The 18,805-nt window shown below is 55.0% G+C and carries 15 protein-coding genes, 2 tRNA genes and 3 pseudogenes; 2 read left to right on the top strand and 18 right to left on the bottom strand.

Annotation, left to right across the window (positions count from 1 at the left end; translation table 11 throughout):
- Positions 1-33: 33 nt before the first annotated feature.
- The 6 genes from AO068_RS02840 to AO068_RS29480 form a co-directional block, all read right to left on the bottom strand.
- Complete coding sequence (locus AO068_RS02840) at positions 34-912, bottom strand: SMP-30/gluconolactonase/LRE family protein (RefSeq protein ID WP_058407604.1); 879 nt, start codon at positions 910-912, stop codon at positions 34-36.
- A gap of 46 nt (positions 913-958) precedes the next feature.
- Positions 959-1,891 (bottom strand): 3-keto-5-aminohexanoate cleavage protein, encoded by a 933-nt coding sequence (locus tag AO068_RS02845; protein WP_010200522.1) that lies wholly within the window; start codon positions 1,889-1,891, stop codon positions 959-961.
- A gap of 84 nt (positions 1,892-1,975) precedes the next feature.
- The gene (locus AO068_RS02850; protein WP_003432996.1) at positions 1,976-2,764 is read right to left on the bottom strand and encodes an SDR family oxidoreductase; all 789 of its coding nucleotides are present in this window, start codon (positions 2,762-2,764) and stop codon (positions 1,976-1,978) included.
- Positions 2,761-3,483, bottom strand: a complete 723-nt coding sequence (locus AO068_RS02855; RefSeq protein WP_019741340.1) for a GntR family transcriptional regulator — start codon at positions 3,481-3,483, stop codon at positions 2,761-2,763. The genes AO068_RS02850 and AO068_RS02855 overlap by 4 nt, the downstream gene beginning before the upstream one ends.
- A gap of 614 nt (positions 3,484-4,097) precedes the next feature.
- Positions 4,098-6,068 (bottom strand): hypothetical protein, encoded by a 1,971-nt coding sequence (locus AO068_RS02860; RefSeq protein ID WP_235592571.1) that lies wholly within the window; start codon positions 6,066-6,068, stop codon positions 4,098-4,100.
- A gap of 791 nt (positions 6,069-6,859) precedes the next feature.
- On the bottom strand, positions 6,860-7,150 hold the full coding sequence (locus tag AO068_RS29480) for a hypothetical protein (protein ID WP_058407626.1): 291 nt from the start codon (positions 7,148-7,150) through the stop codon (positions 6,860-6,862).
- Between the two features lie 112 nt (positions 7,151-7,262).
- On the opposite strand from AO068_RS29480, the pseudogene AO068_RS29160 reads away from it, so the two are divergent.
- Both AO068_RS29160 and AO068_RS26430 read left to right on the top strand, forming a co-directional pair.
- Positions 7,263-7,467, top strand: a pseudogene (locus AO068_RS29160) (DNA-methyltransferase); the annotation flags it as partial.
- An 86-nt stretch (positions 7,468-7,553) separates the two neighbouring features.
- Positions 7,554-8,405, top strand: a pseudogene (locus tag AO068_RS26430) (IS5 family transposase).
- Positions 8,406-9,047: 642 nt separating this feature from the next.
- On the opposite strand, the gene AO068_RS27870 reads toward AO068_RS26430, so the two are convergent.
- The 12 genes and pseudogenes from AO068_RS27870 to thrS all read right to left on the bottom strand — a co-directional run bounded on the left by AO068_RS27870 (position 9,048) and on the right by thrS (position 18,695).
- A tRNA-OTHER gene (locus tag AO068_RS27870) sits at positions 9,048-9,122 on the bottom strand.
- A gap of 519 nt (positions 9,123-9,641) precedes the next feature.
- Positions 9,642-10,334 carry a DUF4225 domain-containing protein gene (locus AO068_RS02880; protein WP_404944496.1) on the bottom strand — a complete coding sequence of 231 codons (693 nt, stop codon included), beginning with the start codon at positions 10,332-10,334 and terminating at the stop codon, positions 9,642-9,644.
- A gap of 95 nt (positions 10,335-10,429) precedes the next feature.
- A pseudogene (locus AO068_RS02885) lies at positions 10,430-10,923 on the bottom strand (Hcp family type VI secretion system effector).
- Positions 10,924-11,244: 321 nt separating this feature from the next.
- Positions 11,245-11,321: transfer RNA gene (locus AO068_RS02890), tRNA-Pro, on the bottom strand.
- Between the two features lie 88 nt (positions 11,322-11,409).
- Positions 11,410-11,766, bottom strand: a complete 357-nt coding sequence (locus tag AO068_RS02895) for a MerR family transcriptional regulator (RefSeq protein WP_002553165.1) — start codon at positions 11,764-11,766, stop codon at positions 11,410-11,412.
- Positions 11,747-12,049, bottom strand: coding sequence for an integration host factor subunit alpha (gene ihfA, locus AO068_RS02900; RefSeq protein ID WP_002553164.1), 303 nt, complete (start codon positions 12,047-12,049; stop codon positions 11,747-11,749). The genes AO068_RS02895 and ihfA overlap by 20 nt, the downstream gene beginning before the upstream one ends.
- A gap of 3 nt (positions 12,050-12,052) precedes the next feature.
- Positions 12,053-14,431: a phenylalanine--tRNA ligase subunit beta gene (gene pheT, locus AO068_RS02905; RefSeq protein WP_058407606.1), complete on the bottom strand. Its 2,379-nt coding sequence runs from the start codon at positions 14,429-14,431 to the stop codon at positions 12,053-12,055.
- A 28-nt stretch (positions 14,432-14,459) separates the two neighbouring features.
- Positions 14,460-15,476: a phenylalanine--tRNA ligase subunit alpha gene (gene pheS, locus AO068_RS02910; RefSeq protein WP_003367019.1), complete on the bottom strand. Its 1,017-nt coding sequence runs from the start codon at positions 15,474-15,476 to the stop codon at positions 14,460-14,462.
- 104 nt (positions 15,477-15,580) lie between these two features.
- Positions 15,581-15,937 (bottom strand): 50S ribosomal protein L20, encoded by a 357-nt coding sequence (gene rplT, locus AO068_RS02915; protein ID WP_002553161.1) that lies wholly within the window; start codon positions 15,935-15,937, stop codon positions 15,581-15,583.
- Between the two features lie 29 nt (positions 15,938-15,966).
- The gene (gene rpmI, locus AO068_RS02920) at positions 15,967-16,161 is read right to left on the bottom strand and encodes a 50S ribosomal protein L35 (RefSeq protein WP_002553160.1); all 195 of its coding nucleotides are present in this window, start codon (positions 16,159-16,161) and stop codon (positions 15,967-15,969) included.
- Positions 16,162-16,221: 60 nt separating this feature from the next.
- A complete protein-coding gene (infC, locus tag AO068_RS02925; protein ID WP_170855886.1) occupies positions 16,222-16,773 on the bottom strand; it encodes a translation initiation factor IF-3 in 552 nt (183 codons plus the stop codon).
- Positions 16,773-18,695: a threonine--tRNA ligase gene (thrS, locus tag AO068_RS02930; protein ID WP_002553158.1), complete on the bottom strand. Its 1,923-nt coding sequence runs from the start codon at positions 18,693-18,695 to the stop codon at positions 16,773-16,775. The genes infC and thrS overlap by 1 nt, the downstream gene beginning before the upstream one ends.
- Positions 18,696-18,805: the final 110 nt, after the last annotated feature.

Genomic DNA, 18,805 nt, shown 5'->3' on the forward strand with positions numbered 1-18,805 from the left:
GTCCTTAACGTTCAGGTTCAGTCTGTTGACGGGTTAACTGGCAAAGCGCCGTTCAGCGATGCCTTGCACGCCCAGCCCGGTGATCGCAAACAAGGCACCGCGTTGCTGACCATCTTCCGGAAAGCGTGGCAACGGCGGCCTGGCCATGGAGGTGACATACAGCGTGTCCAGGTTCGGTCCGCCGAAGGTCAGGCTCGTCACTTTCTTCACGGGCATGTCAATGATGCGATCCACCTGCCCGTCCGGGGTGTAGCGCACCAGTTTTCCGGCGTAGACCAGCGCTTGCCACAGGCAGCCTTCGGCATCGACGGTGCAGCCATCCGCCGCGCCTCCTGCTGAGGTGTCGACCTTGGCAAAGGTTCGTCTGTTGGCGACCGCGCCGCTGGTGTTGTCGTAGTCATAGGCCCAGATATCCCCGGACCAGGTGTCGGCGAAATAAAAGGTTTCACCGCCCGGGCTCCAGCACGGTCCGTTGGACACGATGATGCCTTCATCCAGCGTGTGCAGGCTCAGGTCCGGGTCGAGGCGATACAGCTTCGCGCTGGCCTGATCCTCCTGCGTGTCCATCGAGCCCACGATGAACCGGCCCTGCCGATCGACCTTGCCATCATTGAGTCGATTGTTCGGCAGCCCCGGTTCGGGGTCGACTATCAGCTCGAGATCACCGGTCGGCAAATCAAGGTTGTAGATGCCGCTCTGCAACGCGACGAGCGCCGCGTCGCCATTCCTGCGCAGGGCCATGGAACCGATTTTCTGGCCGACATCCCAGGCTCGCAACTCGCGCCCGTCATCCGTACAGCGCAGAACACGACCGTCGAAACTGTCGATCCAGTACAGACGCTGTTGCTCGACATCCCAGACCGGGCCTTCGCCCAGCGTGGTCTTCACGTCGACAACGATTTCGATACGCATTTTTCACCTCTGTCTTGTTGTTATTGAGATGACACGTTTTGCGAGACTAGAAATTAACCTTGTCCTGCCCCTTCAGATCAAGCATTTCACGGGCTTCATCAGGCGTTGCCACCTGCCCGCCCAGCGCTTCTATAACTGTGCGGATACGCTTGACCTGATCGGCGTTGGACGCCGCCAGTTTGCCCGGCCCATCCCACAGCGAATCTTCAAGGCCGACCCGCACATGACTGCCCATCGACAGGCCCATGGTGCCCAGCGGAATCTGATTGCGACCGGCCCCCAGAATCGACCATTGGTAAGCGTCACCAAACAGACGGTCGGCCGTGCGACGCATGTGCGCCAGGTCCTCGGGGTGCCCGCCGATACCACCACGCAAACCGAATACCGACTGAATGAAAATCGGTGCCTTGAGCAGCCCGCGCTGCAGAAAATGCGCGGCGGTATACAGATGGCCGATGTCATAGCATTCGATTTCAAAGCGCGTACGGTTCTCGGCACAGGTATTGAGGATGTGCGCGATGTCGCGGAAGGTGTTACGGAAGATCCGGTCATCACTCTCGGCCAGGTACGGCCGTTCCCAGTCGTGCTTGAATTCGCTGTAGCGATCGAGCATTTCGTACAGCCCGAAGTTCATTGATCCCATGTTCAACGAGGCGAGTTCCGGCTTGAGTTGCGCCACAGGTTGCAAGCGCTCTTCAACGCCCATGGTCGGCGCACCGCCGGTGGTGATATTGATCACCACATCGCTCCTGGCCTTGATGTGCGGCAGAAATTGCCGAAACAGATCGACATCCTGACTGGGCCGCCCGTCAACCGGGTCGCGGGCATGCAAGTGGACGATAGAGGCCCCCGCCTCGGCGGCACCGACGGCTGCATCGGCGATTTCCTGCGGCGTGATCGGCAAATGAGGCGACATCGAGGGCGTATGAATGGCCCCCGTGACGGCACAGGTAATAATGATCGGACGTTTCTTGGGCATGAGCATTCTCCGTTCTTGTTCTTGGCGAGAAAGTCTGGTGTGGAACACGACTCGGACGCTGTCCGGTCCTATCGAGCCTGATACTCAGAGGTATTCGACGTTGCCATCCACACTGATGGCCTGGCCCGTGACATTGCGTGCGGCGGGCGAGCACAAGAAAAGCGCCATCGCGGCAACGTCCTCAGCGGTGACCATGCGCTTGAGCGAAATCTTTTTCAGGTACTCCTCGCGCATCTCCTCCTCAGGCACATTCATCTGTTGCGCACGCGCACGAATCACACCGTCCATACGCGGGCCTTCGACGATGCCGGGCAGCAAGGCATTGACGCGGATATCGCTCTCACCCAATTCGGACGCCAGCGACTTCATCAGGCCGACAATCGCCCATTTGGTCGCCGCGTACGGTGTACGCCAGGCGTAGCCCAGACGACCGGCGACAGACGCGATATGGATCAGATGAGCGTTGGGCGACGCCTTGAGCAGCGGCACAGCGTGATGAGCAAAGCGGTATTGCCCGGTGAGATTGATGTCGATGGTGCGCTGCCACTCCTCTTCGCTAATGGCATCAATGCCTGCCGTAGGGCCGGCGATCCCGGCGTTGTTGATCAGCACATCAAGACCGCCGAACTGTTCGCGCTGCACCCTGAACACCGCTTCGATCTGCACCGGATCAGCAACGTCTGCGCGCGTGGCAACGCTGCCTGGATGGCGATCAAGGAATGCCGCAATGGCCGCCTCGCTGACATCACACACATGCACCTTTGCCCCGGCTTCCATGTAAGCCGCCGCCAACACCTCACCGATCCCGGCGGCACCACCGGAAATCAGCACGCGCAGCCCTGTGTAGGGAACCAGCCGATTGAGAACACTCATGCTTTTTTCACTCCCGAGACCCGCGACCTGGAGCGGTCGCTCTTTGCGATCAGGCGCGTCAGAGAATCAGCCGCCTGCATGATGTCGTCAGTGACCGCTGCACGAGCGGCCGCCCCATCACGCGCCGCCAGCGCCTCGACGATACGGTTGTGTGCCTCCATCGAACGCTGAAGGTGCGCCCTGTCAGGCGCGACAAGTGCGAAACACGGGCCTATGTGCAGCCAGAAATTCTCCACTGCCGCAACGATCAACTCAGCCTTGGCGACCGCATAAATGCGCCGGTGAAAGGCAAAGTTGGTCCACAGGTATAGGGCCACATCAACGCTGTCTGCAGCCTTCTGCATCTGCTCGCAGAGCTGGCTGATGTCTGCAAGGTCGGCGTCATTGATCAGAATGACCGCCTTCTCGGCCAGCAGACCTTCCAGCGCGACCCTGGCATCACGAATTTCACGCAGCCGCTCCGGGGTCATCATGGGCACGCGAAGACGAGCGGTTTCGGTGACTTCGAAGGCGTTCTCTGCACTGAGACGATTCAATGCCTCGCGCACCGGCATCGGGCTCGAGCCCAGCGCCTCGGCAAGACCACGGATCGTCAGCTTCTGACCCGGCTGAAAGCGCCCGCTCATCAGCGCTTCACGGATCTGTCGGTAAACCTGGTCCTGGAGGGTATCGCGGGAAACCTGCCGCATGGCGGGCAGGAGGATCGGACGGTCTGTCATGGGGAGTGACTCATATTGGCGTTCTTATGGGGCTAATATGTGATCACAAATAACATATGTCAAATTGTTTTCAGGGGGGTACGACAATGCTTTGAAGAGCGTTTTTTCGGTGGCTGTCGACAAAGCGCTCGCTGCCGATTTCTTGCTGCCTGCGCTTGGTAAATGCGCTGATCGTTGCAGGCGTGTCTAAAGCCATAATGACTTGGGTGCAAAGCAGTGCTGTAAAGCCGACAGTGGTAGCCTGTATTTCGGCACACTGAAACGGTTAACGGGTGAGAGTTTATGGGCAGTTATAGCAGTTATAAAAAACGGTGTGAGGAAGGTGGTCTCGTATAGATATACCTGGCCAGCGGACCAGAAATCCCTCCCCCATCAAGGACTTGATCGAGACAAGATCGTCAGAGAGCAAGGGGCGACTTTCTCAGCTTCCTCTCCAGCATTGGCAATACCCCAGACTAAGCACTGCAGGCCGAACGTCCGATCAAGACCCAGCTTCACCTTGAGAAAAGCCTCAGGTTTTTCAAAGTGATACAGCAGAGGATAATAATCAGTACGCAGGCCTTATTCTCAGCGGGCCTAATAGCTAGCCCGTTCTTTCAAAGCACTTGCGCCCGTCAGTTAGCGTTATTACCCACTGCGGCGAAGCTTCGGAGCGTTTCGACTTCGGAGGCCAGTTCCGCTACCGCTTTCAACAAAACCGGAATCAACTGAGCTTCTCTTACTGATTGCGTCGACTCCGGGTCTTCCGGGTCAGCCAAGCACCATGCTGCGCAATCATCTATGCCGTGCGCCAGCAATTGCGCGCGCAGCTCTTGAGCACTAATACCCAAATGGACCCGTCCACCCTCCCTCTGGTACACCGCCTGTTCATAAACAGGCTCCTCCACAACCTCCATACGAGGAACCTTGGTCGTAAGCTGCATTTGACGCGTGGCATAGTCAAGAACGGTGCGGACTTCCTGGTTTTCGTTCAGTTCCTCATGAGAGCCTGCTACAAACTCTTCCTCAACCATTACCGGATTGCCACTCTCGTCCCAAACCTGCAGGACATCAAATATAGGGACTTCGGTCTGTTCCGTGCGAGTCTTCTGGATCGCTTTGCCTTCAACCATCTCCAGATAATGCACAACCGTCTCGACAGTCTCTGTAGCCTGGCGCTCGACTTTGCGCGTTCCCGTCTGGACCTTCTGTACTTTGCCACCAGTTTGGGCCATCCGGTACTGGATCAATCCTTGCTCCGCAGCAGCAAAGCTACGGACGAAGTCCAGCCCCAATGTAAGTTTTTCGATTTCCGTTTTCTGACGCACGTCAGACGTTACGATTGGGCTCGTCTGAATGACAACCTGGCTGAACGGATAAGCGGTAGTGCCTAATGCGGTGTAGTTGGCTGCGGTACTCCGAACGACTGCCGCACTGGTGGCAACTAGACCGGCATCAATCTGGGCAACCCCTTGACCCGTAGTTGATGTACCACCGATAAAAGCCAAGCGTGCATCCCACGCAGAAGAGAGACCGGATGAGCGGCCCTGAAACTGCACGACACCTGCGGCGGTGGAAGACCCAAGGTTCACTAGCGCTCCAGAGGTCGCCAGATCAAGGATGCCTCTGCGCAAAGACACTCCATCAGCGGCTATGAGTTGACCTACCGTCACACCTCGAGTATCGAGTAGAGTACCAAGCGCCCCGCCTGCAGCTCCGGAAGGGAAAACCCTAATGGCAGTACTATCGGCCTCGAACGCAGCCCCCCCGTTCTTTCCGCTGAAGCTGATACCATTTCCCCAGCCTCGAGGAGATCCACCCAGGTTCGATACAGAAATAGCAGTATCCAGAGTAAAGCCGCGCTCACCGATATTGGAAGCGATCTGGATACCCGTGTGATAATCAACACGAGTGCCGTCGCTCGCCTGGATGTCAGTGTTGACCTCCCGACCGGTAATGTTATTTACGTATTTAGCCGTGCCGTACAGCCCTACATAATCAGATCCGCCGAAATACGCACCACGCAGATCAGAGGGACTCGTCCCGCCATCTCCCGAATTAGTCAGCACTTGACCTTGTACGCCAACATAATTTCGGTCTCCGTTGTTTTGATCTGTGGCCCCCTCAGTACCGAATCCTTGTAGCAACACCCCGTCAATAGCATGTCGCCCCCCGCGCGTCGAAGGACCACCAAAACCCATTGTCACGTTCAGGCCGTCCACTTTCGAACCGGTGGCACCGTTCAGACCATTTTGTTGCACGACGCGGTCGTTGGGAATGTACAACGAGGCGTAGTTAAACTTATTTCCGTTGCCGTTGATGTTTTCTCCAGGGGTATACCACCCGACTATCCAGCCGTTATCGTTGAACGACGTTCCCGGTTTTCCAACTTCAGCTCGAGTGGGCCCGGACGTTTTATCCAGTTTCCAGCGGCTACCGTCAGCTGCGACCAATAGACCCGCATCGAGATTTTCGGGAGAAACTGTGTCCAGGGGGTCTCGCCTCCAAAATCCGCCCCCTGCATGAGTAAACGCGTAATTTGCGCCTCCGCTTGCGGCTCGCAGGTCTGTCAGACTTTCCAGGTAGTACGCATTGGTATCAGGCATAGATTAGTTTCTCAAGTTAGATTTTAAGTGGATGCAACGCTCATATCTCCGCTCGGTTTCTCGGGGAGCTGAATGGCGTGAAATAAGCTGGCCGACAGATGAGCTCCTCACCGGCAGCACACGGGCAATCATTATTGCCAGAGTGCCATTTCGTCAGCTAATCCAGATAGGAGCCACCCGAATACTGTATATAAATACAGTACTAATGGTAATAAGCTTTGTCAACATCGTCCGAGACAGATCGCATCTGTCACTGAGAAACCACGGATACCAACGCGAACGCCGCCAAATCATCCGACGCAGACAGTTCTTTGCTCTGGCCGGATCCACCGCGTGGATGCCAGCGCCTACGCATCGCAAATCACGCAGTAACCCCTTCCATTTTTAATCGCAGCGCCCCTGTGACGGTATGGCGTGGGGTCAACCATGCCTGCATTAATGAAACAAATTGATCATTCGCCTGCCGCTTCAGAAGAAATGCTCGTTCAGACGTCGAGCGGCAGCCGCTACCTACCGAATCGACTGAATAAAAAGCATGGCATTGAGTTCATGCAATACGACCCCGGCCAAATCTAAAGCGGTCAGCGATAGATCCGGTAGCCGATGCGCGCAACATGTGTCACATCAATCAATTTCGAGATGAGGGATCTGGCGCAGGCAAGTAGTCAGGGTCATGGGTATATGGGTGTCAGCCACATCGCCTGATTGCAAGATACGAAAAGGTGGTCGGCGAGCGCATCACGGCCTAACCCGAGCCTCGCCTATTACGCTGAATGCTACGAACCGTGAGGTCAGGACGCTTTGAAAACCTTCAGATCCATCTTGGCTTTAACCATGAGATCTGGAGTCATAGGCCTCCCCTGATTATCTAAAAGCACTGGGGTGCATGCACAGCGACAGCGCACACGGTTATCCCCCTCTGCCCACCAATCAAGCATCTCCTGCCCTGTGAAGAGCTCACCATGCCTTTCAACATGATGTTCTCTGCTGGTGGGTGTCAGAGCCGACAGGTGCATGAATTTCACGGGTATGCCGAGACGCTCTGAATCAGAGATGTCGTTCTGTAGCTTGCGAATCCGCATTTCATGGAGTTCTGAATCAGAAATTCTACCGACCAAGATTGCACTCCTCGTTAAGACCCTCATCAAGTTAATAGACCACTTAATCAACTCACGCCACCTTTATGAATTCGATATGAGCCAGCGCCACCAAATACGGATAGGCGACTGCATCGACATAATGCTCACGCTGCCAGATGAAAGCGTGCATACGTGCGTGACCAGCCTGTGTGCCAAGGTCTGCGTGATTATGGCGTAGAAGGCCAGATTGCTCGGCCGAGTTAATGGCTCGGCTGGTCGATGTGTTTCGCGAAGTGCGCCAAGTGCTTCGCGCTGACGGAGCGTGATCGTTGCACGAAGGCTCACTAGTTTTTGTACGAAAAGTCGGCTGGGGTAGAATTGCCGCCATGATTGGCTGGAGGCCCGCATGGCAAAGCGCTACGAACTCTCTGACGCATCGTGGGAATTGATCAAGGATCTGGTTTCTCCCGAGCAGAAAATGGGTCGCCCACGTAGCGATGATCGTCTGGTACTCCACGGTCCTTTGGGTTTTGTGCTCGGGTGCTGCCTGGCGAGATCTGCCGGAACGCTTTGGGCCCTGGTCGACGGTGTATCAGCGTTTTCGTGACTGGCGCGATAACGGTACGTTCGACCGTATACTGGAACGCTTGCACATTCGACTCAACCAGGAAGGACTGATCGATCTGGACACCTGGATAATCGACTCCACGGCGGTACGTGCAACCCGAGCCTCTTCAGGCGCCGGAAAAAAGGGGGGCCTGAAGAAGCGCTAAACCATGCTCTGGGGCGCAGTCGAGGCGGCCTGACAACCAAGATTCATATGGTTTGCGACGCTAATGGCGTGCCATTGCGCTTCATGCTGTCACCGGGACAAGCCAGCGATATAGCCCACGCCCAGCCGTTGCTGGATCAGGTGCGCATTCCCGGTAAGCCGGGGCGACCACGCAAACGCAGTAGATGGTTACTGGCTGACAAAGGCTATGACGCAGAATACCTGCGTTACTAATGCGACCGTTACCGAATACAGCCTGTGATCCCGCTACGCGCCATGCCACGCAAACCCCGGCCTGGCTTGCCCCGACTTTTTGATCGTCCAAAGTAGCGGCAGCGCAACATCATTGAGCGGATGTTTGGCTGGCTAAAAGAGAACCGCCGAATCGGCACTCGCTACGACAAGTTGGCCAAGAGCTACGCAGCCATGGTCACGCTGGCCTGCAGCCTACGTTGTATGCAGCAATACTTTTCGTACAAAACCTAAAATTAACCCAAGTATGCGGGCTTGCTTTTAGCTCCTATCTACTATTGATTCTTTAGTAAATCTCAAAAAACTTTGCGGGAGGATTACTTGTTATGTGTTGATCGTGTAAAGTCGAGCCACGACGATTCCTCGCTAAGCCAGGACGTCCTAGGGGGGTGACTCTTCCGACTGCAGCTCAGTCAAGCTGCTTAAGGTGAAAGTGAATGAGCCCGTTCCCGGCTGTGCCGATCGGATACCTCAGACATTTAAGCTACTGCTTGCGGCCATTCGCGGTAAGCCAAAAGCAAGCGCCCGGCATGGCGCTTTACAAATAACCAACCCTTAAAAGTTGGCAGCGCTGTCAGCACCTAGCAGGGCTATTGCCATGTTCAAGTTGCGGACAAAAGCGGTACAGGTAGAAATCAGTCTCTGGGCGTTGGCGTTTCTTGCCAGCGGTATCATAGACAAGTTTTTTCCTTAGGCTGACGGAGGGCGGGGATACCTGCCCTCCTGATCCTAAAACATACAGATTAATACCGGGCACGGAGGCGTCTAATCAACAAATCAGACGAAGATCGCCTTAGCAAAAATCTAATGCCACGTAAAACTCACGCACATGAAAAAGCCCAACCTTCTCAGATTGGGCTAAGTCATTGAAAAATATGGTCGGGACGGAGTGATTCGAACACTCGACCCCTAGCACAAAATCATTAGACCACTACAGTTCACTACACCCCACCTATTACCCTGGAGGACGCTGGCACAGGGCTGTGCCTCTTCTAAAAAGCGACAAGTCTTTTATGTGCAAGCAAGCAGCGCAAGGGGGTTTCAGCCACTACAAGCAGAACTGGCAAGATCAACAACCCTAGATGCTCAACCCCGACGCCGGGTTAAGGGATACGTTTATCGGGGGCAAGGCCACCTCTCGATCAGCCCTGAAATCAACAGTATTGGACATGGCCAAGCGTACGTAATCGGCATACTGAGCGACTCATTATTGAGTCTCTAATTAACTAAGAAAAACTGTATATTGCAGACATGCACATCAAAGCCTGTTTATTTTTTTATGGAACAACTTAATACAAAAAAAAGAAATAATAATAAAACACAGCACAACTATAAACCTAGCCACAAGAACACTAAGATCAAAAAAATAATTAAGGAGAAGCAATATCCATACTGAATGAAAAGCAGCGCACGCAATCGCGAAAAAATAAACTCTTGCGTGTGAAAAAAATCGTCCAGCTTTTTGTCGGTTCACTGCTTTTGCATTCCGTCTACTGTGATGGTGTCGGCGGCTCTATCTATGACCAATACAGGTACTGACGTGTTTCGATATGCACGAACATAATCAGTTCTAATATATCTAAATAGCCGCCAGGAATCCGGCTTTAAAACCAGCTTCGTGACCCCATATACAGACATCGCAAGGTCGGCTGACCCGTAGACCATATTTCCTTCTCGTGCTCCGTAACCAACTGCTTTCGCTGCTGCTTGGTATCCCTTTCTTACTGGGCCCTCTGTATCACTACGCCCCTCCCAAAGGTTGCGCCCGTTTTCATAAACGTTATTTGCACCATGAGCCATAATTGGTACACCTGCAACGAGGCACAGCGTACCTAAAGAGCCATAGCAAATGCCCGCACCAGCTCCGAATTGCATTGCTCCGGCGACTACTCCAACGCCTTTTTTGGCAATCTCCCATGACTGGGCAAACAAGCTATCTTGTTCATCTTTTATTTCTTTTAGCCCCTGCTCAGGACTTTTTTTACCTTCAGAAACATCATTAACAATACTTTTTGCGTAATAGGAGACTTCACGATTGAATTGCAATCGCAGAACGGCATTATCAATATGCTTAATACCTAATGTACAGGCTTGCTCTCCTAGCTTTTCAGCGGCGGCACTAATCATCAAATAGCTTGTGCGATTTTCGTCTGTTGGTTTCATTCTTCACCCCTCCAAATGACGTATGTGCCGCTAGTCATACATCTACCCCTGAGATTAAATCTTCCACTTTATCTGTTGACATTGAATCCATTCGCCTACGCAAATGGCTTATTCGCAGTCCTGTCCCAGCCACCAGAAACGATACCGGCACTACCACCATCAGCGCGGCGTTGCTGTGAATATTCAAATTTAATGCGGCCATAATTCAGGTTTACTACTTCTATAGGGAAGCCTGACTGGTCGGCACCTTGACCGCTTACTAATGAGATCAGGACTTCTTCAAGTACGATATCCAAATACTTGAATTTTTCAGTTCCTGCACGATGGATTCGAATGGTCACATTTTTGATATGCGAACCCCTACAGCAAAGCTCAAATAGCTTAGGGGTGGCTCTATCCACATATTTACTGATCTGGAAATCGCCAAGGGAAACCCTCCAGCAGTAGCCCCTCCATTCGAGCTGGCAGTCTGACTGATGGACTGCATGGCGTTGTAGTGGTAGGAAAGCAATTCGACCCAACCTTTGTGCCCATCGTCAAGAGACTCGCCCTCAACACCATCAACCTTCATAAACGCATCAAAAGACATAGAACTCCCTGTTCTTCGAAAAAATGGAAAAATCAGTCACACTTTAGTACTGCTGCAGAATCATTACCACTTTAAAATTCTACAACCACCTTCCTTGCCCTATCCGTCCCTCAGCGGAGCATCCCACAGCGAAGCGCAGGACCAATGCTCAGATCCTGGATACATGACCTAGGCTGCAAACATGGTGTCAGAAAATGATCACACGGGCCGTTTGTGACAATTTGGAAAAGGTGATAACCATCGAGAGACAGCAGGTCACTCAAAACTCACGCACATGAAAAAGCCCAACCTTCTCAGGTTGGGCTAAGTCACTGAATAATATGGTCGGGACGGAGTGATTCGAACACTCGACCCCTAGCACCCCATGCTAGTGCGCTACCGGACTGCGCTACGCCCCGACTAGGCGTGTATCTGTTTTTCAACCTGCGAAAACGTTGAGAAATATACCCTAAGCGTTTGAATTTTGGAAGTATCCTGGATGCTCAATTACGCTTTGAGCATAACCAGTACGTCTTCCAGCTCGGCAATCATCTGCCGGATCATCTGCTTGTACTGCTGGGTATCGTCCTTCGGTTCCCCGGTGGTAAGACGAAGTCGGGCACCACCAATGGTGAAGCCCTGATCGTAGAGCAAGCCGCGGATCTGACGGATCATCAGCACATCCTGGCGCTGATAATACCGGCGGTTTCCGCGTCGCTTGACGGGGTTGAGTTGAGGAAACTCCTGCTCCCAATAACGCAAAACGTGCGGTTTTACCGCGCAGAGCTCGCTGACCTCACCGATGGTGAAGTAGCGTTTGCCGGGGATCGGCGGTAGCTCATCGTTATGACTTGGTTCCAGCATATGCCTCAACTCGGGCCTTCAGCTTCTGCCCTGGACGAAAGGTGACCACACGGCGCGCCGTAATCGGAATTTCTTCACCGGTCTTGGGATTTCTCCCAGGCCGCTGGCGCTTGTCTCGAAGGTCGAAGTTGCCAAAACCTGACAACTTCACCTGCTCGTTATCTTCCAGAGCGTGCCTGATTTCTTCAAAAAACAGTTCAACCAGTTCCTTGGCTTCCCGTTTATTCAGGCCCAGCTCTTCGTACAGACGTTCGGCCATCTCAGCTTTCGTCAGAGCCCCCATACGCTACTTCCTTAACGTGGCGTTTAACCTCTCCTCAAGCGAGGTGAGGATAGCAAGTGTCGTTGCGTTTACCTCATCGTCATTAAGAGTGCGCGATGGATGCTGCCAGGTCAAGCCGACTGCAAGGCTTTTTCTATGTGGATCAATGCCTTTACCCTGGTAAACATCAAATAACCTGAGGTCTGTGAGCCACTCGCCTGCATTTTCACGAATAACGTCCAGAACCGCACTGGCCGAAACGTCGCGATCAGCCAGCAAGGCCAGGTCGCGACGCACTTCCGGGAAGCGCGAAAGCTCGTGGAATTTCGGCAGACGGCCTGTCGATACTTCAGCCAGAACCAGCTCGAAAACAAAGACCGGACGATCCAGGCCCAGGGTTTTCGACAGTTCCGGGTGAATGGCGCCCAGGAAACCGACTTCACGACCATCGCGCTCGATGCGAGCTGTCTGGCCTGGGTGCAAGGCGGGATGCTGGCCCGGTTTGAAGGTGAACTCACCCAGCGCACCGGCAAACCCCAGAACCGCTTCGACGTCAGCCTTGACGTCGAAGAAATCGACCGCATCACGGCCTTGCGCCCAACCTTCCGGCAGACGGCTGCCGCATACCACACCCGCCAGCATCGGCTCTTGCTTCAAGCCGTCAAGCTGACCGACGAAGCGCAGGCCGCTTTCGAACATGCGTACGCGGTCCTGCTGGCGGTTAAGGTTGTGCTGCAGCGCTTTGACCAGACCCGGCCACAACGAGGCGCGCATGGCGGCCATGTCATTGGAAATCGGGTTGGCCAGCAACAGTGGCTTGGCGCCCGGCGAGAACAGTTCGAACCATTTCGGGTCGATGAAGCTGTAGGTAATCGCCTCCTGATAACCGCGGGCAACCAGCAGGCGGCGCAGCTCGGGCAGATCGCCCTTGGCTTCGGCCTTGGCCTGAGGAGCAAGACGGGCTTCCGGGTAGCGGACCGGCAGACGGTTGTAACCGTACAGACGTGCCAGCTCTTCGATCAGATCGACTTCAAGGCTGATGTCGAAGCGATGACTTGGCACTTCTACACGCCACTGGCCGTCGGCTTCGGCAGCCACAGCAAGGCCCAGGCCTGTCAGCAGACGCTCGATTTCGGCGTTTTCAATGACCAGACCGAGCATCTGCTCGACGCGACTGGCGCGCAACGTAACCGGAGCAATCGATGGCAAATGCTGTTCGCTGACCACTTCTGTTATCGGACCAGCCTCACCACCGGTAATTTCCAGCAGCAGGCCAGTCGCACGCTCCATGGCTTCACGGGCCAGTTGCCAGTCAACACCACGCTCGTAACGGTGCGAGGCATCGGTGTGCAGACCGTAGGAACGCGCCTTGCCAGCCACCGAGATGGTGTCGAAGAAAGCACTTTCCAGGAAGATATCGCGAGTACCGGCAGTTACGCCGCTGTGCTCGCCACCCATGACACCGGCAATTGCCAGAGCACGCTGGTGGTCGGCAATGACCAGGGTGTCGGCACGCAGGCTGACTTCCTGACCATCGAGCAGAACGAGCTTCTCGCCCTCCTCCGCCATGCGCACACGAATGCCACCGTTGATTTCGGCCAGATCGAAAGCATGCAGAGGCTGCCCCAGCTCGAGCATCACGTAGTTGGTGATGTCGACAGCCGCATCGATGCTGCGCACGTCGGAACGACGCAGGCGCTCGACCATCCACAACGGAGTAGGACGCGACAAGTCAACGTTGCGGATGACGCGGCCCAGGTAACGTGGGCAAGCTGCTGGAGCCAGAACTTCAACCGGGCGCACTTCATCGTGCACGGCAGCGACAGCAGCGATCTGCGGACGCGTCACGTCAGCGGCGTACAACGCGCCGACTTCACGCGCCAGACCGGCCACCGACAGGCAGTCGCCACGGTTCGGGGTCAGGTCGACCTCGATGCTGGCGTCGTCCAGGTTCAGGTAGACGCGAATGTCCTCACCGACCGGCGCATCGGCGGCCAGCTCCATCAGGCCATCATTGCCCTCGCCAGCCTGCAACTCGGCAGCCGAACACAGCATGCCGTTGGACTCGACGCCACGCAGCTTGGCTTTCTTGATCTTGAAATCGCCCGGCAGCTCGGCACCGATCATGGCGAACGGAATTTTCAAACCGGGGCGCACGTTTGGCGCGCCACACACAACCTGAAAGGTTTCGCTGCCATTGCTGACCTGGCACACGCGCAGCTTGTCGGCATCGGGGTGTTGTTCGGTGCTCAGCACCTCGCCCACGACCACTCCACTGAAAGCGCCGGCGGCCAGCGTGACGCTGTCAACCTCAAGACCGGCCATCGACAGACGAGCAACCAGCTCGTCGCGGGAAACCTGCGGGCTTACCCAGCCACGCAGCCATTGTTCACTGAATTTCATCCTGCTCTCCTGAAAGGTTCGTTACGACTTAGCGAAATTGCGCGAGGAACCGCAAATCGTTGTCGAAGAACAGGCGCAAATCATTGACGCCGTAACGCAGCATGGCCAGACGCTCTACGCCCATGCCGAACGCGAAGCCCTGAAACTCTTCAGGGTCGATACCCGACATGCGCAGCACGTTCGGGTGGACCATGCCGCAGCCCATGACTTCTAGCCAGCCAGTCTGCTTGCAGACACGGCAGCCCTTGCCACTGCACATCACGCATTCCATATCCACTTCTGCCGACGGCTCGGTGAACGGAAAATACGAAGGACGAAAGCGCACGGCCAGTTCTTTCTCGAAGAACACCCGCAGGAATTCTTCGATGGTGCCTTTCAGGTCGGCAAAATTGATGTCGCGATCAACCAGCAGACCTTCGATCTGGTGGAACATCGGCGAGTGGGTGATATCGGAGTCGCTACGGTACACACGGCCTGGGCAGACAATGCGGATCGGCGGCTGTTGCGATTCCATGGTGCGGACCTGTACCGGTGAGGTATGGGTGCGCAGCAGCATGTTCGCATTGAAATAGAAGGTGTCATGCATCGACCGGGCCGGGTGATGGCCTGGGATATTGAGCGCCTCGAAGTTGTGATAATCGTCTTCGACTTCAGGGCCTTCGGCGATGCCGTAGCCAATGTGCGTGAAGAATTGTTCGATACGTTCCAGAGTACGGGTAATCGGGTGCAGACCACCTGAGGTCTGGCCGCGGCCCGGCAGGGTCACATCGATGCATTCGGCAGCGAGCCTGGCAGTCAGCTCTGCCTGCTCGAACGATGCCTTGCGTGCATTGAGAACCTCTGTGACACGCTCCTTGGCAACGTTGATCAGCGCGCCGACTTGCGGACGCTCTTCAGCTGGCAGGTTACCCAGGGTCTTCATCACCTGAGTCAACTCGCCTTTCTTGCCAAGGTAGTGAACCCGGATTTGCTCCAGGGCATTGATATCTTCGGCGCTTTGCACAGCCTCAAGAGCTTGAGAGACCAGCGCGTCCAGGTTTTCCATGTACAGACTCCAGATACAAAATAGGGGAAGAGCTGAAGGCTCTTCCCCTATTTATGACGTTTAACACCGACCCCGGAGAACCGGGGCCAGTGATTGTCGGGGACTTAGGCCAAGGTGGCTTTAGCTTTCTCGACAATCGCAGCAAACGCCGCTTTTTCGTTCACTGCCAGATCAGCCAGAACCTTACGGTCGATCTCGATGGACGCTTTTTTCAGGCCGGCAATGAAACGGCTGTAGGACAGACCGTTAACACGAGCACCAGCGTTGATACGAGCGATCCACAGAGCGCGGAACTGACGTTTTTTCTGACGACGGTCACGGTAGGCGTATTGGCCTGCCTTGATTACCGCTTGCTTGGCAACACGGAATACGCGTGAACGCGCGCCGTAGTAGCCTTTTGCAAGTTTCAGAATTTTTTTGTGACGCTTACGGGCAATGACGCCACGCTTTACACGAGCCATGAGTTACTTCCTCTATATCTTGATCAAAATTAACGAAGGCGCAGCATGCGCTCGACTTTTGCCACGTCAGACGGATGCAGCAAGCTGCTACCGCGCAGTTGACGCTTACGCTTTGTCGACATTTTGGTCAGGATGTGGCTCTTGAAAGCGTGCTTGTGCTTGATGCCGTTGGCGGTTTTCAAAAACCGCTTAGCTGCACCACTTTTAGTCTTCATCTTTGGCATGTTCGGATACTCCGCATTCAGTTGATAAATATAACCGCAAGGCCTGCCGTGCCCTGGTGGTTATTTCTTCTTTTTCGGGGCGATGACCATGATCAGCTGGCGTCCTTCCATCTTAGGATGCTGTTCGACGGAACCGTATTCGAGCAGGTCACCTTCAACCCGCTTCAACAGCTCCATACCCAGCTCCTGGTGGGCCATCTCACGACCGCGGAATCTCAACGATACCTTGGCCCTGTCCCCGTCACTCAGGAAACGTACCAGGTTGCGTAGTTTTACCTGGTAATCCCCTTCCTCCGTCCCTGGACGAAACTTGATTTCTTTAACCTGGATCTGCTTCTGGTTTTTCTTCGCTGCAGCAACCTGCTTCTTCTTCTCGAAGATCGATTTGCCGTAATCCATCACACGGCAGACCGGAGGAAGTGCGTCGGCAGAAATCTCTACCAGATCCAGCTTAGCCTCTTCGGCAATACGAAGCGCTTCATCAATCGAGACGATGCCAATCTGCTCGCCGTCAGCGCCAATTAAACGAACCTCGCGGGCCGAGATATTTTCATTGATCGGGGCCTTGGGTGCAGCTCGTTTATCTTGTCTCATTTCACGCTTAATAATAATTACTCCGTATCTTGGCGACCACGCCGGGAAACCGCTTGTGCGAGGAATTCAGCGAATTGGGCAACCGGCATCGAGCCAAGGTCAGCGCCTTCACGTGTACGCACAGCGACAGTTTGCATTTCAACCTCCCGATCTCCAATCACGAGGAGATAAGGAACCTTGAGCAAAGTATGCTCGCGGATTTTAAAGCCGATCTTTTCATTTCTCAAGTCGGACTTGGCACGAAACCCGCTTTCAGCCAGAGTTTTTTCCACTTCAAGGGCAAAATCGGCCTGTTTGTCAGTGATATTCATGATCACTGCCTGGGTAGGCGCCAGCCAGGCTGGAAACGCGCCTTCGTAATGCTCGATCAGAATTCCGATGAAACGCTCGAAAGACCCAAGAATCGCACGGTGCAACATGACCGGATTCTTGCGACTGTTGTCTTCCGAAACGTACTCGGCGCTCAAACGGATCGGCAAGTTGAAGTCCAGCTGCAAGGTGCCGCACTGCCAGACCCGGCCGAGGCAGTCCTTGAGGGAAAACTCGATTTTCGGACCGTAGAACGCGCCTTCGCCCGGCTGCAGATCATAGGGCAGACCAGCACTGTCGAGCGCAGAGGCAAGCGCCGTCTCGGCACGGTCCCAAAGCTCGTCGGAGCCTACACGCTTTTCAGGGCGAGTGGACAATTTGAGTTCGATGTCCTTGAAACCGAAATCGGCGTAGACATCCAGCGTCAGCTTGATGAATGCGGCAGATTCGGCCTGCATCTGATCTTCGGTACAGAAGATATGAGCGTCGTCCTGAGTGAAGCCACGCACACGCATGATGCCGTGCAAGGCCCCCGACGGTTCGTTACGGTGGCAGGCACCGAACTCGGCCAGACGCATCGGCAGCTCGCGGTAGCTCTTCAGGCCCTGATTGAACACCTGCACGTGGCAAGGGCAGTTCATCGGCTTGATCGCGTAGTCGCGACTCTCGGACTCGGTAGTGAACATGTTGTCAGCGTAGTTGGCCCAGTGCCCGGATTTCTCCCAGAGCGAGCGATCGACCACTTGCGGGGTCTTGATCTCGAGGTAGCCATTCTCACGCTGCACTTTGCGCATGTACTGCTCAAGCACCTGATACAGGGTCCAGCCCTGCGGATGCCAGAACACCATACCCGGCGCTTCTTCCTGGGTATGGAACAGGCCGAGGCGCTTGCCGATCTTGCGATGATCGCGCTTTTCGGCTTCTTCGATGCGCTGAATGTAGGCAGCCAACTGCTTCTTGTCAGCCCAGGCAGTGCCGTAGACACGCTGCAATTGCTCGTTCTTGGCGTCACCGCGCCAGTAGGCACCGGACAGCTTGGTCAACTTGAACGATTTCAGGAAACGCGTATTCGGCACGTGCGGACCACGGCACATGTCGACGTATTCTTCGTGGTAATACAGGCCCATGGCCTGCTCGTTCGGCATGTCTTCGACCAGGCGCAGCTTGTAGTCTTCGTGACGGGCGGTGAACACCTCGATCACTTCAGCGCGCGGGGTGACTTTCTTGATGACGTCGTAATCTTTTTCGATCAGCTGCTGCATGCGCTGCTCGATCGCCGCCATGTCGTCAGGCGTGAACGGGCGCTCGTAGGCGATATCGTAATAGAAGCCGTCGTCGATCACCGGGCCGATGACCATTTTTGCAGTCGGATACAACTGCTTGACCGCATGCCCGACCAGGTGAGCGCAAGAGTGACGGATTATTTCCAGCCCTTCCTGATCCTTGGGGGTGATGATCTGCAGGCTGGCATCGTTTTCGATCAGGTCGCAGGCGTCAACGAGCTTGCCGTCAACCTTGCCGGCCACGGTGGCCTTGGCCAGCCCGGCGCCGATTGAAAGCGCGACATCGGCTACGGAAACCGCATGATCGAATGAACGTTGACTGCCGTCGGGAAGAGTAATAGTTGGCATGGCGCCTCCTCTCCTAGTGGTGACCCCTACCAAAGGTCACGTGGGTTGGGATGAGCCAGTACGTGATCCGGTGGTATGCCTGCCTCACAGTGGCAGGAGCCTTGGGGCCA

Source organism: Pseudomonas sp. ICMP 3272 (genome assembly GCF_001466905.1).
GTDB classification, from domain to species: domain Bacteria; phylum Pseudomonadota; class Gammaproteobacteria; order Pseudomonadales; family Pseudomonadaceae; genus Aquipseudomonas; species Aquipseudomonas amygdali.